This is a genomic window from Candidatus Berkiella aquae, assembly GCF_001431295.2.
GTDB classification, from domain to species: domain Bacteria; phylum Pseudomonadota; class Gammaproteobacteria; order Berkiellales; family Berkiellaceae; genus Berkiella; species Berkiella aquae.
Genome location: NZ_LKAJ02000001.1, coordinates 389,243 through 414,278, shown reverse-complemented (window position 1 = coordinate 414,278; position 25,036 = coordinate 389,243). Strand labels below are relative to the sequence as shown.

Annotated in this window: 25 protein-coding genes and 1 tRNA gene; 7 read left to right on the top strand and 19 right to left on the bottom strand. The window is 40.5% G+C overall.

Annotation, left to right across the window (positions count from 1 at the left end; genetic code table 11):
• Positions 1–121 precede the first annotated feature (121 nt).
• Together HT99x_RS01980 and HT99x_RS01975 are read right to left on the bottom strand one after the other, a co-directional pair.
• Positions 122–1,375 (bottom strand): methyltransferase, encoded by a 1,254-nt coding sequence (locus HT99x_RS01980; RefSeq protein WP_259565185.1) that lies wholly within the window; start codon positions 1,373–1,375, stop codon positions 122–124.
• Positions 1,376–1,424: 49 nt separating this feature from the next.
• Positions 1,425–2,603, bottom strand: coding sequence for an MFS transporter (locus HT99x_RS01975; RefSeq protein WP_075066934.1), 1,179 nt, complete (start codon positions 2,601–2,603; stop codon positions 1,425–1,427).
• Positions 2,604–2,710: 107 nt separating this feature from the next.
• On the opposite strand from HT99x_RS01975, the gene HT99x_RS01970 reads away from it, so the two are divergent.
• The 3 genes from HT99x_RS01970 to HT99x_RS01960 are packed head-to-tail and all read left to right on the top strand — an operon-like array spanning position 2,711 to position 5,727.
• Entirely contained in the window at positions 2,711–3,580 is an 870-nt protein-coding gene (locus HT99x_RS01970) for a LysR substrate-binding domain-containing protein (protein WP_075066933.1), read from the top strand.
• A 59-nt stretch (positions 3,581–3,639) separates the two neighbouring features.
• A complete protein-coding gene (locus tag HT99x_RS01965) occupies positions 3,640–4,821 on the top strand; it encodes an aminoacetone oxidase family FAD-binding enzyme (protein WP_075066932.1) in 1,182 nt (393 codons plus the stop codon).
• Positions 4,822–4,875: 54 nt separating this feature from the next.
• Entirely contained in the window at positions 4,876–5,727 is an 852-nt protein-coding gene (locus HT99x_RS01960; RefSeq protein WP_075066931.1) for an HDOD domain-containing protein, read from the top strand.
• A 19-nt stretch (positions 5,728–5,746) separates the two neighbouring features.
• Here HT99x_RS01960 and rlmB read toward each other — a convergent pair whose 3' ends face one another.
• Entirely contained in the window at positions 5,747–6,493 is a 747-nt protein-coding gene (rlmB, locus tag HT99x_RS01955) for a 23S rRNA (guanosine(2251)-2'-O)-methyltransferase RlmB (protein ID WP_075066930.1), read from the bottom strand.
• A gap of 8 nt (positions 6,494–6,501) precedes the next feature.
• Positions 6,502–8,787, bottom strand: a complete 2,286-nt coding sequence (gene rnr / locus HT99x_RS01950; RefSeq protein WP_075066929.1) for a ribonuclease R — start codon at positions 8,785–8,787, stop codon at positions 6,502–6,504.
• A gap of 51 nt (positions 8,788–8,838) precedes the next feature.
• Here rnr and HT99x_RS01945 point away from each other — a divergent pair.
• Positions 8,839–8,925, top strand: a tRNA-Leu gene (locus HT99x_RS01945).
• Between the two features lie 43 nt (positions 8,926–8,968).
• Here HT99x_RS01945 and HT99x_RS01940 read toward each other — a convergent pair.
• From HT99x_RS01940 to HT99x_RS01905, 8 genes are all read right to left on the bottom strand, one after another.
• Positions 8,969–10,258, bottom strand: coding sequence for an adenylosuccinate synthase (locus tag HT99x_RS01940; protein WP_075066928.1), 1,290 nt, complete (start codon positions 10,256–10,258; stop codon positions 8,969–8,971).
• A gap of 21 nt (positions 10,259–10,279) precedes the next feature.
• A complete protein-coding gene (locus HT99x_RS01935) occupies positions 10,280–10,465 on the bottom strand; it encodes a DUF2065 family protein (RefSeq protein WP_075066927.1) in 186 nt (61 codons plus the stop codon).
• 149 nt (positions 10,466–10,614) lie between these two features.
• The gene (gene hflC, locus HT99x_RS01930) at positions 10,615–11,526 is read right to left on the bottom strand and encodes a protease modulator HflC (RefSeq protein WP_075066926.1); all 912 of its coding nucleotides are present in this window, start codon (positions 11,524–11,526) and stop codon (positions 10,615–10,617) included.
• Positions 11,527–11,528: 2 nt separating this feature from the next.
• Complete coding sequence (gene hflK / locus HT99x_RS01925) at positions 11,529–12,746, bottom strand: FtsH protease activity modulator HflK (protein WP_075066925.1); 1,218 nt, start codon at positions 12,744–12,746, stop codon at positions 11,529–11,531.
• A gap of 2 nt (positions 12,747–12,748) precedes the next feature.
• The gene (gene hflX, locus HT99x_RS01920; protein WP_075066924.1) at positions 12,749–14,059 is read right to left on the bottom strand and encodes a ribosome rescue GTPase HflX; all 1,311 of its coding nucleotides are present in this window, start codon (positions 14,057–14,059) and stop codon (positions 12,749–12,751) included.
• 32 nt (positions 14,060–14,091) lie between these two features.
• A complete protein-coding gene (gene hfq, locus HT99x_RS01915) occupies positions 14,092–14,355 on the bottom strand; it encodes an RNA chaperone Hfq (RefSeq protein WP_075066923.1) in 264 nt (87 codons plus the stop codon).
• Between the two features lie 160 nt (positions 14,356–14,515).
• On the bottom strand, positions 14,516–15,232 hold the full coding sequence (locus HT99x_RS01910; RefSeq protein ID WP_075066922.1) for a TPM domain-containing protein: 717 nt from the start codon (positions 15,230–15,232) through the stop codon (positions 14,516–14,518).
• 94 nt (positions 15,233–15,326) lie between these two features.
• Positions 15,327–15,917, bottom strand: a complete 591-nt coding sequence (locus HT99x_RS01905) for a LemA family protein (RefSeq protein WP_075066921.1) — start codon at positions 15,915–15,917, stop codon at positions 15,327–15,329.
• 127 nt (positions 15,918–16,044) lie between these two features.
• Here HT99x_RS01905 and HT99x_RS01900 point away from each other — a divergent pair, with 127 nt between their 5' ends.
• The 3 genes from HT99x_RS01900 to HT99x_RS01890 all read left to right on the top strand — a co-directional run bounded on the left by HT99x_RS01900 (position 16,045) and on the right by HT99x_RS01890 (position 18,181).
• Entirely contained in the window at positions 16,045–16,821 is a 777-nt protein-coding gene (locus HT99x_RS01900; protein ID WP_075066920.1) for a queuosine precursor transporter, read from the top strand.
• Between the two features lie 182 nt (positions 16,822–17,003).
• Positions 17,004–17,171 (top strand): hypothetical protein, encoded by a 168-nt coding sequence (locus HT99x_RS01895; protein WP_158003404.1) that lies wholly within the window; start codon positions 17,004–17,006, stop codon positions 17,169–17,171.
• Positions 17,172–17,299: 128 nt separating this feature from the next.
• Positions 17,300–18,181, top strand: a complete 882-nt coding sequence (locus tag HT99x_RS01890; protein WP_075066919.1) for a hypothetical protein — start codon at positions 17,300–17,302, stop codon at positions 18,179–18,181.
• A 64-nt stretch (positions 18,182–18,245) separates the two neighbouring features.
• Here the strand turns inward: HT99x_RS01890 and miaA are convergent, their stop codons facing one another.
• The 7 genes from miaA to orn form a co-directional block, all read right to left on the bottom strand.
• A complete protein-coding gene (gene miaA, locus HT99x_RS01885; protein WP_075066918.1) occupies positions 18,246–19,178 on the bottom strand; it encodes a tRNA (adenosine(37)-N6)-dimethylallyltransferase MiaA in 933 nt (310 codons plus the stop codon).
• Positions 19,171–19,431, bottom strand: a complete 261-nt coding sequence (locus HT99x_RS01880) for a CBU_0592 family membrane protein (protein ID WP_083482931.1) — start codon at positions 19,429–19,431, stop codon at positions 19,171–19,173. Before HT99x_RS01880 ends, miaA begins: the two co-directional genes overlap by 8 nt.
• Positions 19,432–19,730: 299 nt before the next feature.
• Positions 19,731–21,350 (bottom strand): DNA mismatch repair endonuclease MutL, encoded by a 1,620-nt coding sequence (gene mutL, locus HT99x_RS01875; RefSeq protein WP_075066917.1) that lies wholly within the window; start codon positions 21,348–21,350, stop codon positions 19,731–19,733.
• A complete protein-coding gene (locus HT99x_RS01870) occupies positions 21,350–22,543 on the bottom strand; it encodes an N-acetylmuramoyl-L-alanine amidase (protein WP_083482930.1) in 1,194 nt (397 codons plus the stop codon). The genes mutL and HT99x_RS01870 overlap by 1 nt, the downstream gene beginning before the upstream one ends.
• Positions 22,494–22,982, bottom strand: coding sequence for a tRNA (adenosine(37)-N6)-threonylcarbamoyltransferase complex ATPase subunit type 1 TsaE (gene tsaE / locus HT99x_RS01865; RefSeq protein ID WP_075066915.1), 489 nt, complete (start codon positions 22,980–22,982; stop codon positions 22,494–22,496). Before tsaE ends, HT99x_RS01870 begins: the two co-directional genes overlap by 50 nt.
• On the bottom strand, positions 22,979–24,469 hold the full coding sequence (locus HT99x_RS01860) for an NAD(P)H-hydrate dehydratase (RefSeq protein ID WP_259565170.1): 1,491 nt from the start codon (positions 24,467–24,469) through the stop codon (positions 22,979–22,981). The genes tsaE and HT99x_RS01860 overlap by 4 nt, the downstream gene beginning before the upstream one ends.
• Positions 24,466–25,035, bottom strand: coding sequence for an oligoribonuclease (gene orn, locus HT99x_RS01855; protein WP_075066913.1), 570 nt, complete (start codon positions 25,033–25,035; stop codon positions 24,466–24,468). The genes HT99x_RS01860 and orn overlap by 4 nt, the downstream gene beginning before the upstream one ends.
• Between the last annotated feature and the right edge of the window lies 1 nt (position 25,036).

Sequence of the window (25,036 nt, the reverse complement as noted above, 5' to 3'; positions counted from 1 at the left end):
TTGACAATACTAGCATGGTTATGACGTAAATAGGAAAAAGATGAGCCACTAAAAACTCATGGAAGTCTCGAAAGCAACAACGCCAACTAGGTACCTTGAGGATAAAATTCATGTGCGAAGACTATATGAAAAGTGCATTTTGTGCCATTAAAGCTAATGTCTCTTGGCAAATTGTCACGACATGTTGGTAACCTAAGTTTCTATCTTGGATCTCGATGCCTTGCTTATCAACTAAGACTATCGTTTCATTTTCAATTTCTTGAAAAATAAACGCGACTAAATCATTTAGATCATGATGGCTATCTAAATAAGGCAACATAATCTCGGCGACCGGGTTTAATTGAATATTCTCATGCCGTTGATTGGTCACAAAATCTTGATGACTGGCTTGATAAAGCACTAACGGGCAAACTCGCGGTTTTTGTGCAACGAAAGTGGTTTTTGCTGTCATTTCCCCTGCAAAATTAGGCACTGATTTAAGAGCTTCAAAAATCTTTGGATCGCGATTGCGTAACTTGGCTTCATTTTGCTGGCATAACAAGGAACAGCGGAAACGTCGATTTAATAAATAATCGCTTCGTTGTACCTCTTGAAAATCGGCATATAAGTCATTGCTTAAAAAAGCATCTCCAATATACCCTAGCTGAAATTGCTTGGCTTGTTCAAGAAAATCCAGAAAATAATAGGCCTCATTGAAAGGAGATAAATGTTCATGCAATAGCTGATGATCACTATGCTCTTTCATTAAGTCAATTTCATTTTTCATTAAAGACGCATAAGGTGAATAATCATTGATGAGCGCATTTTCTAACCAAACCAATACCTCTTTGGCTTTTTGAATCCTCTCAAGCGGTGATGGAATCATGGCTGTTTGCCATTTTAATAGTTCTCGAACTGTATCACCCGCTTGCCATCCTGGATAAGTATTGTAGCTAATATAGGCAAGACCTTGTGGACTTAAATATTGCCGGCAAAGTGCTAATACTTGTTCTCGGGTTTCATGCGACACCCAAGAATAAAGCCCATGACAAATAATATAATCAAACTGTTTATTTGATTGAAAATCCATTATCGATTGGGAATATAATTCAATGTTCTGCAGTTGCAAATCACTAATTTGCTGAGCCCCCTCTTCGATTTGCCGCTTTGCTAAATCGATTCCGACAAAGTTCGTTGTTGGCAGATGATAGGCCATCGGGATAAGGTTTCCACCACTGGCACAGCCTAATTCGAGTACTTTTGCCTTTGCAACGTCAACGGGAGAAAATCCATAAAGTGTTGCAACGCGATACAGATGCCAAGGGTGTGTTTGTTTTACTGCTAAACTATCGTATGGAAACTGATTATAATTTTCTGCCAGTTCATTGATACTCATAAATTCATGCCAAATTGCACGCGCAGAGTCACTCTGCGCAGCATTTAAATTAGTTATTATTAGCCAACTTCAAGGTCATCATTCCCATGAAAAGGCATACCAACACATAAACAATGGGTAATAGCATAGCATGAATTGTATAAAGCCCAAGACCTAGTACCACTAAGGTAGCAAGTCCCATATTGATAAAATTCATGACCGCAGAACCATGTGCTTTATCAGTAACATGGCTCATTGCTAACGTAGAAGCATTCGCCATTATTAAAGATAGCCCAAAATAAATCACCATCATCGGGATAAATAAGGAAAGTATCGGTGATTGATTACTCATCAATGCGATTAGCATGATAATGACGCCTAACCCACAAATCATAACGCCTGCTATGATCAATTGCTTTAAGGGATGGCGTTTTGCCAAAGCACCAGCGCATAAAGATCCACTGATTAATCCTATAGAAGGAATAATATTCGCCATCCCATAAGTTGCAGAATTCATGTGCATTAATTCTATGCCAATAAAAGGTGCTAATGCCGCAAAAACATAGACAAAGCAGGTCGCACACCCCATTAATAACCCACCCACCATTAATTGGGTATTCGCTAATTGCTGCTGATATGCATGCCTCAAATGCGATAATTGTAATGCTTGTGGATTCAAAGCAGGAGGTGCCATTTTTAAGCGTGCAACCAAGATTAACAATAATCCACCATAAAGTGCCCCGGCAACAAAGCAGCTTGTCCATCCGATATAGGTGGTTAATAGTCCCCCAAGACCCACAGCCAAACCGGGGGTGATCGCAAATGCTAGCATTAAATAAGCAATTTTTTGACTTGCTATTTTAGGCTCATACCATTCATTCACTAAGGTAAATGTCATTTTCAGCCCAACGCCTGAACCCAAGGCAACTAAAAATCGACAAATCACAAGCCAAGCAAAACTTGATTGCATCGCTGCAAAAGCACACCCGATGCTCGCCATGATCTGTAATGCGATCCCAATAAACAAGGCTTTCTTACCACCAAAACGTGCGGCTATTGGTCCATAGAGCAGTTGTCCTAATGCATAGCCTATTAAAAACCAAGTAATAGTGCCCTGTGCGGTGGTTTCTGTAATTTTTAGAAATGTCGCAATATCAGGTAATGCCGGGGTATAAAGCACTGCGTTAACCGAAGCAAATGAAATGAGCAATGTCATTGTTAACCAAGGAAACTGTTTTATCGTTGGCATAGCCTTTCTCCCAAATTTCTAGTTCTCTAGTTTAAATGCCAACTAACTTGTTAACAATGGTTAATTTTGATAATATTTGTTTACAAATATGCAACAATGATGGATTTATGAATAAACTTGAGTGTATAGCCACCTTAATTACGGTTATTGAGGAAAATGGGTTTAGCGCGGCAGCACGCAAATTGAAACTCTCTACCCCTGCCATTAGCCGGCAAATCACTGCACTTGAAAATGATCTTGGCATTACTTTACTGAAACGCACTACGCGCCAAATTGCTTTAACCGATCCGGGGCTTCGTTATTACGAAGAATGCAAACAAATAATCCATGCTTTACAACTAACGGAAACGGCTTTAAAAAGTAGCCAACAGCAAGCTAGTGGCCAATTGCATATTCTGAGCAATCGTTATTTCGCTGATAAATTCTTAATCCCCCGATTACCAGATTTTATGCAACAACACCCTTTATTAACTATCAAGATACAGCTAGCAGAACGTTTTCCCGATTTTCGAAAAGAAGATGTCGATCTTGCTTTTGGGATCTCAATGGAGGGGCCGCCTGATCTTATCCGCCGCCAAGTCGATTTAACACGATATGTCTTATGTGCTTCACCTGGTTATTTGCAAAAATATGGAACACCTCAAAATCCCAAAGAACTGATTAAACACCACTACATCACACATACCATGCGACAGCCAGATAATATGATTATGTTAGATAATCATCAGGAAATTTTAGTGAAACCTATTTTATGGCTTGATGATAGTCGTGCTATGTGTGATGCCGCTATTTCAGGGATTGGGCTTGTGCGGCTACATGATTATGTCGTACAAGATGCTTTAGCTTGTGGACAGTTGCAAGAAATATTACCGGAATATCATCAGCAAACGGTCCCCGTGTATCTTTACTATGAAAAAAGCCGCTTCTTATTACCTAAAATACGAAGATTTATTGATTATTATACTGCCCACCCATAAGATACCCCTTTTAAAGAGTAAGTCATGCTTCACATCTTGACGTATTATGGAGATTATACATGCATGAGACTGATGTAATCATTATTGGCGCTGGAGCTGCCGGGCTAATGTGTGCCATTGAAGCTGCCAAACGTCATCGTCATGTACTAATAATTGATCATGCTAATAAGCCTGGAAAGAAGATCCTGATGTCCGGCGGTGGACGATGCAATTTTACCAACTTGCGAGTTAGTCCTGAGAAATATCTTTCTCAAAACCCTCATTTTTGTAAATCTGCTCTTAGCCGGTACACGCAATGGGATTTTATTGAATTAGTCAAAAAGTATCAGGTGCCTTTTCATGAAAAAACGCTAGGACAGCTTTTTTGTGATGATAAATCCAAAGATATTGTCAACCTATTGCTGAGTGAATGTGAAAATGCAGGCGTCACTATCAATCTTGAGGAAAAAATTTATTCCATTGAACAACAATCATCTTACCGATTTAAAATCATTACCTCGAAGCAAGTTTATCGCTGCGAATCGCTGGTGATAGCAACGGGTGGCTTATCAATCCCGACAATGGGTGCTACGGCTTTTGGCTATGAAGTTGCAAAACAATTTGACATCCCTGTATTACCGGTTAAGGCCAGTCTGGTTCCCTTAACATTACATGAACATGATAAAGAACGTTTTGCGCCATTATCAGGCATTGCCAATCACTGTGCCATTTCCAATAACCATATGACCTTCCATGAGAGCTTGCTGTTTACCCATCGTGGCTTGAGTGGTCCTTGTGTATTGCAAATCTCTAATTACTGGCAACCGGGTGAAACCTTAAATATTGACTTATTACCCAACCATTCGCTCTTTGATTTACTAAAAACGGCGCAAATAGCCCACCCTAAACGTAGCCTCAAAGAATATTTAGGCGAGCACTTTGCTAAAAGAATCGTTAATAGCTTTATCCCGATAGATTTAGGCCAAATGCCCCTACAATCAATTGGACATCGTCAATTTCAAGAAGTGGCTCAACATTTTCATCGTTGGCAGGTAAAGCCTAATGGCACCGAAGGTTATCGAACGGCGGAAGTCACTTTAGGTGGTGTAGATACAAAAGAACTTTCTTCTAAAACCATGGCAGCCAATAATGTTGCTGGGCTGTATTTTATTGGAGAAGTAGTTGATGTGACTGGGTGGTTAGGCGGCTATAATTTCCAATGGGCTTGGTCTTCTGGGTGGGCAGCAGGACAAGTTGTTTAACTTCACATCATTATGCACTATGTTTAATTAAATATTGATCTAAGTGGATAATTGATGCATACACATACAATCACCAATATTGATCCAGATTTTGCCAATCATTTAATCGCAGAAATTAAAGAGAACAAATTAAAAATCCCAACCCAGCCTGAAGTTGCCGTCAGGTTACGAGAGTGTGCTGAAAATCCCAATATCACGATTGATCAACTGGCTCAGGTGATTAGTCATGATCCCGCTTTAACGGCGCGATTTATCCAGATTGCGAATAGTCCTCTGATGAGAGGACAATCTCAAATTAACTCACTACCCAACGTTATCAGTCGTTTGGGGATTAGATTTGTTTGTAATATTGCAACAGGACTCGCAATGGAACAAATTTTTCAAGCAACTGACAGCACCGTTGATAAATTATTACGTGATGTTTGGGGCGCTAGTACTCATGTAGCAGCATATGCGCATGTGATAGCAAAACTGACAAACGTTCCTGTTGAGTCTGCTTCACTAGCAGGATTAATGCATCAAATTGGCGCTTTGCCTATCCTCAGTTATGCTCAAGATCATGATGAGCTACTAGAAGATCCAGAACAACTACTCACACTCCTTGACGAGCATCATCCTAAAATCAGTGAGTTCATCTTAAAATCGTGGAAGTTTCCTGATGAAATTTCTTCTTTACCTGTACAGCTTAGAAATTTGACAACCGCACCCGAGAAACCAGAACTTGCGCATGTAGTACAAGCCTCTATTCTCAAAACCCATGAAACAAACAAACACTATTTAAAGATTCATACCAATGATATGGATGCAAAAAAATTACTTTGCTTGGAAAGTGATGACTTTCTCACTAATGAGACATTTCAATCATCTTTGGATGATACTTTGAAATTTTATTGTCATTTAAATTAGAATCTAGCGCAAAACTCATTTATTGGCGTTGACGTTGACATTCATATAAACAAATTCCTGTTGCAACAGAAACATTTAAGCTCGCTGTTTTTCCGCTTAACGGAATTTTAGCAAGATGATCACAACTACTTTGTGTGAGTTGTTTTAATCCTGTTTCTTCTGTTCCCATAATCAATGCTGTAGCGCGCTTTAGATCGAGCTTATCGAGCCGCTCACTGGCATTTAACGCCGTTCCAATGACCCACACACCTCTGTCTTGGATTTCTTTAATGAATCGGGAAAAATTATTCACTGTCACGATAGATAAACTCTGATCAGCGCCACATGAAACCTTACTAACCGTTGCATTTAATGGCGCACTATTATTTTTAGATAAAATCACCCAATCAACACCTAATGCTTCAGCGCTGCGTAAACAAGCGCCAAGATTATGAGGATCTTGAATTCCTTCAAGCAATAACAATAGTGGTTTAGCAGAGCCTTCATATTCTTCAAGCCATTGATAAACTGCTTTTTCATCAAGTTCTCTTTTGCTGCGCACTTGCACCATCACGCCTTGATGATGAGTACTATCCGTCAATTTATCAAGTTTATTTTTATTGATCATTTGCACCACAATGCCATGCTGCTTTGCTTGTTCAATGAGTGCTTTAAAGCGTGGATCGTTTTCTTTTTCTTGACAATATAAATTCAATACATTTTCAGCTTGGTGTTCTAAAACAGAAAGTACTGCATGAAACCCAAAAATTATTTTAGACTGCGCCACTTTACCACCTATGATTTCTTGCGCCGACGCTTTTTACTTTGAGAAGGTTTATTTACCTTTTTTTTCGAGTGGACTGGAGGAGACTTATCTTTTGTCCGTTTAGTTTTTTGAGGATAATCAATTAATTCAAAGTCAATTTTTTTGGCTTCGATATCTACCCGCACAACTCTAACTTCAATTGCATCTCCCAATCGATAGACAGTTCGCGTTCTCTCACCAATCATACGATGATGGGCGGGATCATAATGAAAATATTCATTCCCCAGAGCGGTTACATGAATTAAACCTTCAACGTAAATGTCTTTTAATTCGGCAAAAATACCAAAACTTGCAACCCCAGAAATGATTGCTCGGAAAGTTTGTCCTATTTTATCTTGAATATAATGACATTTTAAGGCTAATGATGCATCACGAGTGGCTTCATCGGAACGTCTTTCTGTTTCAGAGCAGTGTGCACCTAACTTTTCAATTTCGCTATAAGTTAATGCAGATTTTTTCGAATTCTTATGAGCAAGAATATCAGTAATCGTACGATGTATCACTAAATCTGGATAACGACGAATAGGCGAAGTAAAATGAGAATAGCTAGAATAAGCCAAACCAAAATGCCCAATGTTTTCAGGACTATATTGTGCTTGACTAAGTGAACGTAGCATGACCGTCTCAATAACGTGCCTATCTTCACGATTTTGTATGCTTGCAATCAGCTCAGAAAACATCTTTGGTGAAGGCTGACTGCCGCCTGGCAAGCCTAGTCCTAATTCTGCTAAAAACTGCCGCAGTGCGACCAACTTATCATGGGGAGGTCTATCATGAATACGATAAAGGTTAGGCACTTTATGTCGTTCAATAAATTTAGCAGCGCTAACATTAGCAGCCAGCATGCTTTCCTCGATCATCTTATGAGCAACATTGCGAACCTGGGGCACAATACTGTTAATTTTCCCCATGCTATCAAACAAAATTCGTGTTTCTATTGTATCGAAATCAATAGCACCACGTTGTTTGCGCGCCGCATAGAGTGCTTCATATAAATTGTGCAAAGACTCTAATGCAGGCACAAGTGGAGCATATTTATCTCGCAATGTTTTGTTGCCACGTAACATTTCAGCAACTTCAGTATAAGTTAATCTAGCCTTAGAATTCATGATGGCACGTGAGAAACGCGCTCGTGTAATAATGCCCTTTTCATTAATGCTCATTTGGCAAACGACGCATAATCGTGGCACTTGAGGTTTTAAAGAACACCATCCGTTTGACAATATTTCGGGTAACATCGGCACGACACTGCCGGGGAAATAGGTAGAGTTCCCTCGTTTAATGGCTTCTTTATCCAGTGACGATCCTGGCTTTACATAATAACCGACATCGGCAATAGCAACCCATAAACGCCAGCCACCTTGTTCGCGAGCCTCACAAAAAACCGCATCGTCAAAATCTTTGGCATCTTCACCATCAATAGTAACCAATGGTAAATCGGTGAGATCTTCGCGTTCATCATGATAAGTAATTTTTTCGTTATTTTCCCACTTTTTACATTCTTCGAGTACCGCTTGCGGCCACTCATGGGGAACATTAAATTTACGTAATGCAATATTTACTTCGATGCCAGGTGTTGAAAGATCACCCAATACTTCCACAACTTCACCAACGGGTTGAACATGAAATTGATATTTTTCATCTCGTAAAATTTTCACATGGACAATATCACCATCTTTAGCACGATGCTTATTCGTTTTTGGAATAGTAATATTCTGCGTTATTTTGCGCTCGAAAGGTAATACTTCAAATGAGGCTTCTGTTTTGATTAACCGCCCAATGACCATAGGCGTAACCGCTTCGAGTAATTGAATGATACGACCTTTAGCATTGCCAATTCTGTCGATTTGGATGATTTGCACTTGCACTTTATCACCATCGTAATAGCCTCGTAATGTCGGACCACTCAATGCAATGGTTTGATCACTTTCTGTGCGTAAATAACCTTCCCATTCTTTATCCATGACAATGATCCCCGTGCAGACTTCCATATCGGCAATGGGGATATAACCTTCATGCGTTTTCATTAATTGCCCGTCTCGTACCATCGCCTTTAAGCGACGACGAAAAGCTTCTCGTAAATCAGGCTCATGAAGTTGAAAATGCTCAAGTAAAGCTTTACGTTTAACAGCACCTTGCCATTTTGTTAATTCAGCTAAAATAAACTCTCGGCTTGGAATCGGCGTTTCATATTTGAGCGCCTCCCTGGCTTCAAAAGGATCTTGTGATATTTGGTTCGATTCTTTTTTAGACATAATGATTTATATTGACTTCTGCTCCCTCGCAAGATAGATTGCGAAATCCTTGCCGAGGTGGTGAAACTGGTAGACACGCAAGTTTCAGGTACTTGTGGAGGCAACTCCTTGGAGGTTCAAGTCCTCTTCTCGGCACCATCTCTTCTTCTCCCTGTCTTTTCATACTACCCTTTTCCCTTGGTTACAACAGTGTATTAAGTATAATCGTATCATGCCTATCAGCACCGGTGGATACCATCGCAATAGGTACACCCACGACTTCAGCCAGTCGATTAAGATATTTCTGAGCTGCCACAGGAAGTTGATCCCAAGTTCTTATTCCACGTGTATTTTGCTGCCAGCCCGGCCATGATTCATAGATAGGTTCGCATTCACCCAATGTAACCGCATCAACAGGGGGTACATCTAACGTTTGCTCTTGATAACGATATCCAATACAAATTTTTACTTCCGTTAATTCATCCAAGACATCCAATTTAGTAATGGCCAACCACGACAAACTATTTAATTGCGCAGAACGTCTCATCGCTAAAGCATCAAACCATCCACAGCGACGAGGACGACCTGTCGTTGCACCAAATTCTTGACCCACTTTCGCAATATGTTGACCAATATCGTCTTTTAATTCTGTTGGAAATGGGCCGCCCCCCACTCGCGTGCAATAAGCTTTCGTCACCCCAACAATATCCTGTAAATATCGAGGACCAAAACCGCTACCCGTTGCAACACCGCCTGCGGTGGTATTTGAAGAGGTCACATAGGGATAAGTACCATGATCAATATCTAATAAGGTCCCCTGCGCTCCTTCAAAAACAATTTTGGCATTATCGGCATAACGTGCTGCCAATAAAGCAGGAACATCCACAATAAGACCTTCTAATTGCTCACGAGCATTCGCCGCTTCTTCTAGAATCACTTCTTTAGCAATCGCAGGTTGTTGGTAGTATTGTGTCAAAATGAAATTATGATAGTCCAAAACAGGTTCTAATTTTTCAGCAAACCCTTTGGCATCAAACAGATCCATAAATCGTAAAGCGCGACGGGCTACTTTATCTTCATAAGCAGGACCTATACCACGACAAGTCGTACCAACCGCTTTAGCGCCTTGCGCAGATTCGCGCGCTTTATCTAAAGCAACATGGCTTGGTAATACTAGCGCCGCAGCACCACTAATACGTAACCGTTCTAAGACAGGGATCCCTTTTTGGATTAATAAGCGAATTTCATCCATCAATGCTTGTGGTGAAATAACAACACCTTGTCCCAGCAGACAAGTAACTCCCTCATGTAAAATACCGGAAGGAATCAAATGCAACACCATACGGTTACCGCCAAGTACCAAGGTATGACCAGCGTTATGCCCCCCTTGAAAGCGCACGACAAGATCGGCTTTCTCAGTGAGTAAATCAACAATTTTACCTTTCCCCTCATCGCCCCATTGGCTGCCGAGGATTACCATTGTTTTTGCCATTTTTAATCTCTTCCTAAATTCCTAGCGAATTACGTATAAAAGTGCGGCTCCTGCCAGCATACTGGTCAAGCCCATAATCCGTAGGGCCACATCAGGCTGTTCGGCAATTAAACGAATAGCCTGGCGCCATTTTGCTGGGTTAACGAAAGGCATAATCCCTTCAAAAACCAATACCAGCGCAATAGCTGCAAATAAATCGTTCCACATTATGACCTCTAGCAATCCTTTTAAGAATTGCTTCCCCCTTTATCTGCGAAGCAAAAAATATAGCCCTGCCCGCATCAATCTAAAATCTTTCATAGCCAAAAAAAATCGGGCGACTGGCGCCCGATGATATTTTTTAAGGTGGTGCTTTCTCAACGTGCGGTTTGGCCGTTTCCTTCCTGACTTTTACGGAAGTATTTGAAGAAAGCATCATCTGGTTTGATTACTAGCATATCATTATTGTTCTTAAAAGTCTCTCGATACGCTTCAAGACTACGGTAAAAACTATAAAATTCAGGATCTCTGCCATACACATTGGCATAAATCTCTGCTGCTTTACCGTCACCTTCACCGCGTAACTGGTTAGCTTGACGTTCTGCCTGAGCTGCCAAGACAATAACCCGTGCATCTGCATCAGCACGAATGGCCTCAGCTCGTGAACGACCTTGCGCACGATGCTCTGCTGCTACCCTCTGGCGTTCTGTACGCATTAGATTAAATACGGCTTCACTCACTTCAGGGGGCAAATCAATACGAACTATCCGCGCATCTACCACTTCCACTCCCAGCGTTTGAGCTGCATTATTGGTTTCTACACGAATTTTGTCCATTACGCTTTGTCTATCTTGGGAAACAACATCGCTCAGCTTACGTCGTCCAATTTCACCTCGTAATCCATTAACGATTTTTTCGCGTAATAGCTTTTCTGCTTTAACGGTATTGCCACCTGTTTTGATAGAGAAAGTCGCAAAATCAGAAATACGCCATTTGGTAAACAAATCGACTATTAATTCTTTCTTCTCTTTGGTTGGAATACGCGAGGAAGAAATATCAATGGTTTGAATTCGTTTATCAAGGAAGTGGACCGTATCTAAAAAAGGTAATTTAAAATGCAAACCGGCTTGAAGCACTCGAGGTTTATCGGTTTTGGAATCGGTTACCCAATTACCTAAGCGTTCAATTAGGGCGCATTCTGTTTCATCTACCACAAATAAACTAAGTGCAGCAGTGAGAAGTCCAAATACGAGAATAACTAAACCTAATGTTCTTGTTGTACGGGACATACTTATGCTCCCCCTCTTGGACGTTCAATATCGTCATATCCAGTTCTTTCTTCGATCCGACGCTGCGCAGCCATACCTTGGTTATTACGTTCTGCATTAGCCGCGGCGTTTTCTTCTTCATCTTTAGTAGCCGACGTTTCTACCGGTGCAGGCCTTGATTGCTGCATTATTTTATCTAAAGGCAGGTAAACCAAATTATTGCCTCCATTTACATCGATTAGTATTTTTGGCGTCGTAGAATAAACCTCTTGTAGCGTATCAAGATACATTCTTTCACGAGTGACTTTAGGTGCACGCTGATATTCTGGCAATAACTTAGCAAATTTTTCCGTTCTACCTTCTGCCCCTAGGATCACTTGTTGCTTATATGCTTTTGCTTCTTCTACCGTTCGAATAGCACGCCCTTCAGCGATAGGTATAATTTTATGAGCATAAGCTTGTGCTTCATTCACTAAACGTTCTTCATCTTGCTGTGCTTTAATCGCATCATCAAAAGCGGGCTTAACTGCATCAGGCGCTTTGGTCTGTTGCATTGCCAAGTCAGATACTTCTATACCTGCTTTATAATTATTTAACATCTGCTGTACTTGTTTAGAAATTTCAGCCCCGATCTCGCTACGACCACTGGTGAGCACTTCATTTAAGGTCGACTGAGCAACAACGGCTCGCAAAGCACTATCAGCAACTTGTTTTAAACTGGTTTCAGGATTCACAATGTTAAACAAGAATTCTTTAGGATTGTTAATGCGATACTGAACAGCAATATTGGCATTAACAATATTTTCATCTTTGGTTAACATTGGCCCGCCACGCTCAATGGTTTTCACCTCTTGAACGTTGACAATTTCGCGTGTTTCAATGAATGGCGCTATCCAATGAGGACCTGGTTTTTCAGTCGTTACATAACGCCCTAAACGCAATACAACCGCTTCTTCAGCAGGACCAACAATATAAATACCGCTAATCACATAAACGATTGCTAAAGCAATCGCGATTAATCCAAAACTCAGGGTTTTACCTGATCCCTGACCTGATGCATTACCTTTAAACCCCGTTGTGCCGCCCGTGCCACTTGGAGTTTCTTGTCCACCGAATAGGCCTCGAAGCTTACGCTGAAGTTGTTTAAGAGCCTCATCAATGTTAGGGGGGCCTGCTTCATTATTGCCCCATGGATCTTTTTTCTTACCCTTATCATCCCCGCCGGATTCATTCCACGACATGATTAACCTCTTTTCTTGTCTTTACCCTGAAACACTGATGCTAAACCAGCATATTGTTGGCAAAGCTTTTCCCAATGATATTTAGTTGTCTTAATCTTAATTTTCCATCCACCTTCGGAAAGGTCTTTTTCTTCAAGCACGGCTTGTAAAGCAAATAACTGCGAACGAAGCTGTCCCTGCTCAGGTGCCAAATAGACACTACCCTCGATTGTTTCGATGCTAAGCCTACCTTGCAAAGCTTCTCTCAGCAAATCTAATCCTTCTTTCGTTTGGGCAGAAACCCATATTTTGGTTATTTTACCATCTTTGTCTCGTTCACAATCCCCAGATTGAAAACCTTGCCCCACCAGTAAATCCGCCTTATTAAAAACAGTTAGCTGAGAAACATCATTAGCGCCAATATCGGCAAGTACCTGGTTCACTTCATGCATATGTTCTTCAAACTTCTCATCATGCGCATCAACCACATGTAATAGCAAATGTGCTTGACTCGTTTCTTCCAAGGTCGCTCTAAATGCATCAACCAGCGTATGGGGTAACTGACGTATAAAGCCTACCGTATCTGCCAATACGACTTTACCAATACCGGTTAGCTCTATCGCTCGCAAGGTTGGATCAAGCGTTGCAAATAATTGATTAGCAACAAAAACATGAGCCCCCGTTAAAGCATTAAATAAAGTGGATTTGCCGGCATTGGTATATCCTACCAAAGCAATCGTTGGAATTTCTGCGCGCGTTCTCGCGTGACGGCTTTGTCCGCGTTGCTGGCGAACTTTATCTAAACGTTTTTGAATCGCCATAATCCTGTCACGAATTAATCGACGATCCGTTTCTAGCTGCGTTTCACCGGGTCCTCTTAGTCCTATCCCTCCTTTTTGTCTTTCAAGGTGGGTCCATCCTCTCACTAATCGCGTAGATAAATGCTCCAATTGCGCCAATTCAACTTGGAGTTTACCTTCAAAGGTACGAGCACGTTGTGCAAAGATATCAAGAATTAAGCCCGTTCTAGAGAGTACGCGACACTTCACAAAACGTTCTACATTGCGTTCTTGTGAAGGGCTGAGCTCATGATTAAAAATAACCACTTCAGCTTCATGTAAACTAACCGCATCAAGGATCTCTGCCAATTTTCCTTGACCAATGTAATGCTTGGGGTCAGGTTTATCACGTTGTGTCGTTATCTTAGCAACCGTTGTTACTCCGGCTGCAAAAGCAAGCTCTCCAAGCTCTTGAAGATCCGCTTGCTCAGATTGACGTCGAAAGGTTACGTGGACAAGAACAGCCCGTTCACCGCGCCCTGGCCGTTCGAACAACGATGGTGCTCCCTATTTTTTTATGTAATCGTTTATTGATTACCTACTGTAAAATCATCACCGTTTTGTCCCACTAATGGTAATTTAGTAGTGATATTTCTAGCTGGGACAACTGTCGAAATGGCATGCTTATATACCATCTGACTAACGCTATTTTTTAATAAAACAACAAATTGGTCGAAAGACTCAACTTGGCCTTGTAATTTAATCCCATTGACCAGGTAAATGGAAACCGGGATTTTCTCTTTACGCAAGGCATTGAGAAAAGGGTCTTGTAATGATTGCCCTTTTGGCATTGGACCGCTCCTTATTATTTAGTTGTGTTATATACAACCGTGTCTTCCTTTAGCCTTTACAGTCTATCATGGCTTAAGGACAAGCTAAATGCCCCCAATTCCCTTAAAAAAGCTTTTGAGTTAGTTGATTATTGAAAAAATTTAGAGGGAGCCGGCTCGATTAAGAATTTCGGATATGGCGATGTGTTCGCCAATAAGCCATCTCGATACTTTGCTGTTGGTGTCTATTCAAATGCTCCTCGTCTGCAACGGATAATTCTCGCCAATGTGGGCGATGAAATAAAACCCGCAATAACATTAAAAAAGCGATAATAAGACCTAATTGTGCACCCCATTTTAACCCATTGAGCAACCAAGGCACCTCAACCGATGCAGATGGTTTAGACGACACGCCTGACCAATCTTCTAAGGCAGAAATCATTGCCATTGCAGTCAATTGTACCGCCATATTCAGCTCATTTTTTTGAATGTTGGGGATAAGAATTTTTTGCTGGATCTCCGTTAAACTTTCTTGCAATGAAAGTTCAAATAAAGTGGGATCTCCTAAAACAATAGCGGCTTGATGGGAACTTGCATTGAGAATTAAATAAACTCTCTTCTTAGGTGATTTTTTATTTTTAAGCGTTGCTTCTTTTGCCATGACAACCTGCCAAGCAAACGCACCATGATCTAAAACGGTGTCATCGTCGACAAGCATAATGGTGATATCAATCCCTTGGTCTTTAGCAGCTTGCGATAACATCGTTGCAAGATAATCATGTGTTTTAAGATCAAGAATATGCGCTTCATCGATGACCTTGTTCGTTGACAAGTATGCGTTAACGGGTGCACTTATCAAGGAAATGACGCACAGTAACAATATAACGAACACACGCATGGATGCCCCTTCATGCAAGTAGAATGGATCTGGGGCTTAGCATATCATTTTGTTACCTGACCAACAATATCATAGAACTGCCAATCGGCACCACTTATCGAATAGCGTAAGGAATTTCGATGGGATTTTTTAGCGTAAGGCGATAAGTCATCTTGTTATACCAACTTTGAGGAAACCCCTGGAGGTGGCTGTTATAACGCTGAATATAGCGATTCAAAAGCTCTCCACTCCCTGTGACCTGCACATTCACCTCATGCCAATCATTGAGTAACAAGTAAAACAATCGATTTTCCGCAAGGCCAGGATAATTTTTAGCAATGGATTGCGCTTTGTTCATATTTTCAATCAATGTCTTTTGAAGCTGAAAAAATTCTGCCGCCATCTTAGGGTTTGACAAGATTTGTTCCGGTGGCTGATAACGCATCGCATCTTCGTAGCTTTTAACAAGCTCTGCGGCTATCGCTTGCTCTTGAGGCGCATAATTTCTTAACAGTTCGAGCATTTCAGGGACAAGGCTTGCTCGCTTATTCATCGCATCTCGATAGATGCCAAAAGAGGAATGAACCTTTCGCTCGTCTTTGTGCAAGCTATCTTTCCAAGTAGCACTTCCTAAAAAGCAAAACGCCATCAGGATCACAATCCCAATAATTACCTTTCCTCTACTGTCTTGAAGCAATGAGCGCACTGTTGACCTTCTTTGATACCTATCTTTCCATATAAGCATAGGCATTCTATTCACGTCACACAACAAACTCGTTATTATTGCTTGCCTTAATATAGAATCGACGACTTTTTGAAAGGTGTCTCACTTTGTGTTAACTAAAAAATATGCCCAAAGACACGAACAAGTTTTTCTCTTGCTCGCCGGGATCTTTCTGGGCACACTTGGTATTATCAATATTCTTGGTCTAACACGTTTTATTGACCTGAGTTTTACTTTCGCCAATCAAGAAATCCCCATGATCATCCCTATTGGGGTGCTTCCCTACCCAATTACCTTTTTATGCACAGACATTATTTCTGAATTTTATGGCAAAGCACGTGCTAATCGCGTGGTCTGGATAGGTCTGATTGTCAATCTCTGGATTTTATTAATTATTTGGTTTGCAGGTTTTTTACCGCCTAGTGTTGCGCTTGATCCTGTGACGCACCTGCCTGCAACCACGCATCCTGATTATGCTTTTTTCCGTATTCGAAATTTTACAACAGGATGTGTTATTGGCTCCATGCTAGCTTACCTTATTGCGCAACTATTAGACGTTCACCTATTCCATTATTGGAAAAAAGTCACTCATGGTAAGCATCTATGGCTAAGAAATAATGCATCAACCTTGGTGAGCCAATTGGTTGATACCACCATTGTCATCTTCTCAACCCATTGGTTCTCGAATGGGTTACCCCTATCACCAGAGAAAGGCGTTCTTACACAAATTTTTACACTGATTCTCTGTTGCTACTGTTTTAAAGCTATTTGCGCATTGTTAGATACCATTCCCTTTTATTTAGTGGTTTTAGGTTTGCGTCGTTACTTTGGCATAACCGAATACGCGCAAGAAACCAACTCTCTTATTGCCATAACCTCTTCTTAACACAAGCTTTATTTGTCATTTTCTTAAAAATAACCAGTGATGAACACTGGTTATGATCACAATATCCTCTGCAAAATTATCGTCTATGATACTCACACAACACCGATTTGTGTGTAGCAAATGAATACAGCAATGTTTTCAGGTTGCAAATAATCAGTAGATCAATCGAGAGGAATGCCAGTATGAAACCAACACAACATGATCCTAAAAAAGATACAACATTTACCAAGCACGGCACGCAAGGCACGAGTCAAGATCAACAACGTCATACCCAAGATCAAAAACATCATGGTATTGATCCCAAACGTACTGATAACACCAATAAAAACAACAAAGGTAAAAAACTCTAGTTTCGAAATGAATAGTCGCTTTGATTATGAATATTAAATATTGATAATCAAAGCAACTTGAGAACACAGGTTCTCTATTTTTTTACGTGTATTGACCTATAACCAATGAAACGTTAAGGAGTATGACAATGAAACATTTTACCAAAGCAATTTCTAGAACGTGGAAAAGCATTAAACATGATCTTATCGGCTTACCCCCAACCCATACGGTTGTGCCAACAGCAGTCCCTACTTCTTCTACTGAGCCTGCGCAAACTGTATCTCTTGAACCCAAAAAATCAAAGCATCATAAAAAATCTGAAGACAAGGAAAAATCAAAACATCATAAGAAAGCTACAACTGAAGACAAAAACAAAGCGAAAGCACATGGTAAAAAACCACCTAAAAAACATCGTAAACTCACCACGGCTGATGTCATGGCTGACAATATCGCTCAACCTAAAGAGCTTGCAAGTATTGCCCTCCATACCCAATCACCAGAAATAGCACCGATTGAAACCTTAGCAGATATCACTCCAACTTCTGTGGTTGCTCCTTTGGTATCTGGTCGCAATATCGTTGAACTGCTCGGTGAAACAAATCCTAGCACGGCAGCAAATGCTTTAAGGATCATCAATAAGCAACAGGCAGGTTCGATCGTCTTTTCATCTGAAGGCAAAGATCTTTACGGGTTAAATGGTCGTCAAGTGCCAAAACATCGTAGGGTGACAAGGCAAGGGCATCACTATTTATCTACCCAAGAAGCCATTGCTGAAATGAATGAAGCACAAGGAATAACGGTTTTAGCAAAAGAACCTGTTGCCAATCTTGCTACGCAAAAGTCTTTGCTGACCACCACAAAAATACGTAAAGAGAAATCTTTAGGTAAACCACAAATGCTATCTTCATCGCTAGACTTTCTGGAAGATGAACCACATGGAAAGCGTCAACCACAAATGCGCTCGCTGTCTTCGTCGATAGATTCTTTGGAAGAGGAACCTGCTGGCAAAAAGCAACCCAAACTTAAATAAAGTAGAGTAAATATTAGGGGGAGATTAAATGCTTCCCCTAATACAGCAGTCTATTTCATAAACTTCAAATGACGATATGTTTCTCAATTTTAGTTAGTATTTCTGGATCGAGAAAATCGATACTCGTTAAATTCGGCCAACTTCTTAACCATGTTAACTGACGTTTTGCTAATTGTCGTGTTGCCGCTATTGCCTGCTCTTTCATCTCTTGTTCGTTTAAGTGTCCCGCTAAGTATTGCCATACTTGACGATAACCGACTGCACGCAATGCGGGTAAGTTAATATCTAAATCGCCGCGCTGAAAAAGAACGTTCACTTCTTCGACTAAACCGGCTGATAGCATATTTTCAAAACGCTGCGTAATACGGCGATGAAGCACCTCTCTTGGCGTTGTCATTGGCAATATACCAAGATTAACAAATGTATAATCATGTAACGTTGTACGAGGGGTTAACAGCCACTGTGACATGGTTTTACCCGTCAATTCATAGATTTCTAATGCACGCTGAATCCGTTGTGGATCAGTGGGTTTTATCTGTAGTGCACGCTCTGGATCCACTTGTTGTAATCGTTGATATAATGATTCCAACCCATTATCCTGCATTGCTTTATCTAATTGTGCGCGGATCGAAGGAGAGCTACCTGGCAGCTCTGATAATCCCTCTTGTAAAACCTTAAAATAAAGCATTGTCCCGCCAACTAATACGGGTATTCGATCTCTTGATTGGATTTCATGAATGGCTTTAATGGCATCATGACAGAACTGCCCTGCACTATAAGCTTGGGCAGGATCCAAAATATTCATTAAATGATGTGGGATTTTGGCAAGTATCTCTTTACTGGGTTTACCTGAGCCAATATCCATCATTTGATAAATTTGTGCAGAATCAACATTAATAATTTCAATAGGTAAATGTTCTGCCAAAGCGAGGCTTGCATCTGTTTTACCGCTTGCTGTTGGCCCAATAATACAAAGAATGGGTAACTGTTTAAGCATTTTTCTTAGTAATAGCTTTAAATAATGCAGCTAAACTAATAACAATCCATACTGATTCCATGATAACTGCAGGGGTGTTCCAGTCAAGGATCAATGAATATAAGATGAAGCTTGCGCCAATAACATTCATTAATGAATAACTAATGCTTTTAGAAGAAAGTCGATTAGATTGTAATAAATAGTAAGCTAAAACAAGGACAATGACACCGATAATACCAATTAAATTGGCCATTTGCGTTAGAAGTTCAATCAAGATAGCACCGTTTTTTGAATGACACCGCTCATATATGTGTAGATTTTTTTTTCAAATTAAGCGCAAGCGGTATAGGCTAATTTGAATGTTACACATGAAACCTCCCTATTATATCAAATGTGTAACATGCGACTTCCATGATGCTACGCATATTGAAGTCTTATCAATAAATTTTATTAAGCTATTTTACAAAATTTATCGAAAAATTGATAGCTCACACAAGCAACAACATCTGACTAGAATCACTGCTAGTCATTCACCTTATGAAATCTTGTCACTAAAATGACTATTGGTACGAATTAGGTGTTAAATGGTAATTCAATCAACTGTGCAAACTCATCATAAGAAAAGCGTCGCCATGCACCTTTTGGATTCATTTCAATCCATCTTCTTAAAAGCCAAGAAAATCTATCATGATCCATTGTATATAAACTCTGGATTGATAATTGTTTTGCTAAATATTCGCATAAGTTCATTTTATTTTGCTTTAACTGCATTTGCCCTAGCATCTGTAATATCAATTCGCTATTAGGTTGCGTAATGCGTGGTGCAATAAACAATGACAACGCATGATCCTGTATTTTTAATTGATATCCTAGTGCTGCAAACAATGATAAATAGGAAGATTCAAATTGAATATCATTGGCTAACGGAATAGTTAAGGGGAATAATAATGGTTGAGAAGGCACATTATCCCATAACTCACTAAAATAAATGGCTAATAGCGAATTTTTTCCTTTAATCAGATCGCAAACAAGTACCCCCTCTTCATCTTCAATAAAGGCATAGCGACGTGCTTTCGATATCATCTGTTGTGGGTATATCGCTATTTCTTTAAGATCCTTTCTTGCAAAAGACTCTGGTATTTGACGTTTGCGGGGTGCTTGAGTTTTGGTAAGCAGATTCGTTTGTACAGGATGTCCTAGCGCGTCACTAATCGCTTTTGCGATAAAGTCATGAACATGTCTTGGTTGGCTAAAACGCACTTCTTGTTTCGTTGGATGTACATTGACATCAACTTCGCTAGGCTCAATGGTCAGATATAACACATAACTAGGATGTGTCCCTTCATCCAAGCCTAGTTGTTGAAGATATAGCGTTTTAATCACATGATTTAATAATCTATCTTTAACCATACGTTGATTAACAAAAAAATACTGACAGTCTGCTTGACGTTTCAGTAATTCAGGCTTTCCTAACCAACCTCGCAATCCTAAACCATGCGCCTCCAGTTCAATCTTTAAAGCATGATTGATAAAAGTTTGGCCGCAAATTTTTTCTATCCGAGAAGCTTCTTTCGTTAAAGTAGAAACACCTGGATAATGACGGCACTGCCGGCCTTGATGGGCTAAACGAAAAGTCACGGTTGGATAACTCAGCGCTAAACGCTTGACCGTATCATCAATCGCTTGAAATTCTGATTTCTCGCTACGAATAAATTTACGTCGCACAGGAGTATTATAAAATAAATCCGCAATTTCAACGGTTGTACCTTGCGTATGGGCTACGGGATGAATGATTGGAGTCATATCACCTGACAGCTGAATTTGCCAAGCCTCTTCTTTGCCATAAGCTTTTGAAGATAATCGGCAGCGTGAAATTGAAGCAACGCTAGCCAGCGCTTCTCCACGAAAACCTAATGTAACAATCGCATTCAAATCCACAACCGAGCTAATTTTACTGGTTGCATGACGAGCAAAAGCAAGCGACAAATCTTCTTTGACAATACCTTCGCCGTTATCTCTGACACGGATAAGATGGATGCCTCCACCTTCTATATCAATTTCAATCAACGTGCTGTTTGCATCTAAGCTGTTTTCAACTAATTCTTTAACAACAGAAGCCGGTTTTTCTACAACTTCTCCTGCAGCAATTTGATTAGCTAAAACACTGCTTAACTGTGATATTCTTTTCATCATTATCGAGATGCCAATACTTCTTCTCTATTATTCCTATGCGCCATATTAGAATCATCATGCTTAACAGGCGCTGAGCGTTTGGCTGCATAAGACTTAATTCCGGTAAGTAACGCATTCGCTAATGCTTGCTGATGCGTGGCATGAGCTAATTTCTCTTCTCCTTTATGATTAGAAATGAATCCTAATTCTACCAATACCGATGGGATATCAGGTGACTTTAAAACCATAAAACCTGCACGTTGCACTGACTTATGATGAAGATCCGTCACTTTCCCCAGATTAGCAATAAGCTGAGCTGCTAATTCTTGACTGGCATTTCGACTTGCTGTTTGTGACAGATCTAACAATACCGAAGCCAGTACATCTCCCTTATCTTCTAAACTGATTCCACCCACTAAGTCTGCCCGGTTTTCTCTTTCAGCGAGCCATCTAGAAGCCTCATTACTTGCCCCTTTTTCGGATAACACATAGACAGAAGCACCGCTTGCTCTTGGATCGTTAAAACTATCGGCATGCACCGAAATAAACAAATCTGCACCTTGCTCTCTGGCTAAACTCATTCTTTTTCGCAAGCCCACATAATAATCGCCAGAGCGAATCAAATAAGCACGCATGCCTTTTTGAGCATTAATTAAAGCTTCCAATTTCTTAGAGACAGCAAAGACAACATCTTTTTCACGAAGTTTCTTTTTTAAACCTATTGCGCCTGTGTCATCGCCACCATGTCCAGGATCAATAGCAACAATGAATTCTCTGGTCGAATATTTTTTTGCATCCGCTTTTACGATAGCTGGTGTTTTGATAGCTTGTGCTAAATCCACCACTAAACGATGGTTATAAGATTGATTGGGAGACAAAATAAAACTGTTCGCTGTTGCCTTTGAATCTAAATCAAAAACAATTCTGACTCTACCATTTTCATGAGCATAACGCACTCGCTTAATGCCAGAACCTTCTAGCATCGTTTCATCTAATTTAGATTTGAGCTCGGTATCTGCTATATCAAGCACAGCACGATATGGGTTTTCTAAAATAAATAATTTGTATTTAACTTCGCCAGATAAATCCAAAACAATTCGTGTACTCTCCGGGGAAGCCCACACTCTTAAACTTTCTATTTTTTGCGCGGGCCATACCGACGAACTACTGATTGTCAGTAGTAATGCTGCGACCCAATGTTTGTAACGCATCATTTCCCCTGTTGTTATTTGCTTTAATTTCCACAAGACGTTTGTTTTCAATAATTTGTATCACTAATGTCAGATCCGGTTCCGGTAAAAGAGGTGCACCTTTTTGCGGCCACTCTACCAGGCAAATAGCATTTGCATGAAAATAATCTCGGATCCCGATACCTTCTAATTCATCACTTGAGCTAAGTCGATATAAGTCGAAATGATAAACAACAACTTGATTAAATTCATAAGGTTCAACCAAAGTATAAGTTGGACTTTTTACGGTCTGTTCATAACCTAGTGCGCGCAGAAAACCTCGCACGAATGTTGTTTTACCTGCCCCTAAATCTCCTTGCAAATAAACAATACCACCGTTAGGCAAAGCTTTAGCTAAATCATTTCCCAACAACTCCATAGCTGATGAGCTATCTATTTTATATTGCAATGTTAAATGCTTCATTGTGTATCAAATGTATTTAATAAGGTGCGAATATGGAGCAGTAAATCACTGGCTATCATGCCACGTTCGCCAAACGATTGTTCAATCAATGCCGCTTGTGTATGAGTACTCACCCCTAATAATGCAGCTTGCATCGGAGAAAGCCCTTGTGCTAATAAGCCACCGATTAAACCCGCTAAGACATCTCCTGTTCCTGCTGTTGCTAACGCAGGATAGCCACCTGGGTTAATTACCGCTTCCCCCGATTCTGAAATAATGACGGTACCTGCTCCTTTGAGCACAATAACGCCACCATAACGTTGCTGTATATCGATAGCCGCTTGTAATCTATCTGCTTGAACTTGTTCAACAGAACAATTTAATAATCTGGCTGCTTCTGCAGGGTGCGGCGTTAAGATCCAATGCATTGATTTTTGCGGATATTGCGCTAACCAATTTAATCCATCAGCATCAACTATCATCGGTTTTTTTTGTGTTAAAGTCGCTTGAAAAAATTGTTTTCCCCAAGCGGTTTGCGACAACCCGGGGCCGACGACAAATACGGTTGCACGCGTAAACAGTGTTTCGCATTCTTTTACTTTTTCAGGACCATAACACATCAATTCACGTGGCGAACGTGCAAGTAAAGGTAAACTTTCTGGGGCAACTACGGCAGAAACTAATCCTGCTCCAGCACGCATTGCAGCTTCCCCTGCTAATGCGGGGGCACCACTGTATCCGGTGATGCCGCCCCCAATAACAGCAACGTGCCCAAAATGTCCTTTATGACTAGACAGTGGGCGTTTCTTTAATGCACTCATCACTTGCTCGTGGGTTAAACGCCAAGCACAGGGTTTGATATTGGCATAAAGTGATTGATGAATACTTAAATCATCAAAGATAATCTCGCCTACATTATCAATAGCCTCTTTAAGAAATAATCCCACTTTCAAGCCAATGAAAGTGACCGTCATATCGGCTCGAATGACTGCTCCCAGATTATTTCCCGTATCAGCATGTAAGCCAGAAGGTAAATCAACCGCTAACACAGATAGACGACTTCGATTGATCTGATGAATCGCTTCTTGGAATTGCGGGGCTAACGGCGCTCTTGCACCAGTCCCTAGCATTGCATCGATAATTAAATCACCGTCAAGAGATTGGCCTGAATAAAGTGTTATATTCCCTCTTGCTAGCCAATCTTGACGCGCTTGTGTTGCCTCAAGCGTGCTGTTCTCGTTTGGCTTTTGTATTTCATAAACCGTGACATCAAGCCCATGATCTTTTGCTAAACGCGCTAAAATAAGACCATCGCCCCCATTATTACCATTACCACAAAAGACGATAATCTTTTTCACATTCGACCAGCGCGTTTGTAGTATTTGCCATAGCACAAGGCCTGCGCGATTCATTAATTGGTAACCAGAAATATTTTCTGTTTGAATTGCAAGTCGGTCTAATGCTTTAACATCTTGTCCTCGATAGAGCGCAAGAGGTAATTCTGTCATGAAGACTGACTCCCTTTATCTTCAAGATGAAAAAAATGATCGCGATAATATCGCAGCTCATCAATAGACTCTTTAATATCATCTAAGGCTAGATGTTTAGATTCTTTGTTAAGCCCTTTGAAAACAGTAGGTGCCCACATTTTTGCCAGCTCTTTTACCGTACTGACATCTAAATGCCGATAATGAAAATAAGCTTCTAAACTTGGCATTAAACGATGCAAAAAACGACGATCCTGACAGACCGTGTTTCCACACATTGGGGATGATCGTGGTGAAGTATATTGCGAAACAAAAGCCAATGTTCTTTGTTGCGCTTCTTCAAGGGTAATGGTGCTTTTACGAACGCGTTCCGTTAATCCTGATTGTTTATGTTGCTTGGTATTCCATTCGTCCATTTTTGCCAAAATCTCATCACTTTGGTGAATTGCCAAGTTTGGGCCTTCAGCGAGCACATTTAATTGGCTATCAGTAATCAGCGTTGCGATTTCAATGATCTGATCATTCTGGGTATCTAAGCCAGTCATCTCAAGGTCTATCCAAATTAAATTGCTTAGTTTTTCATTCATG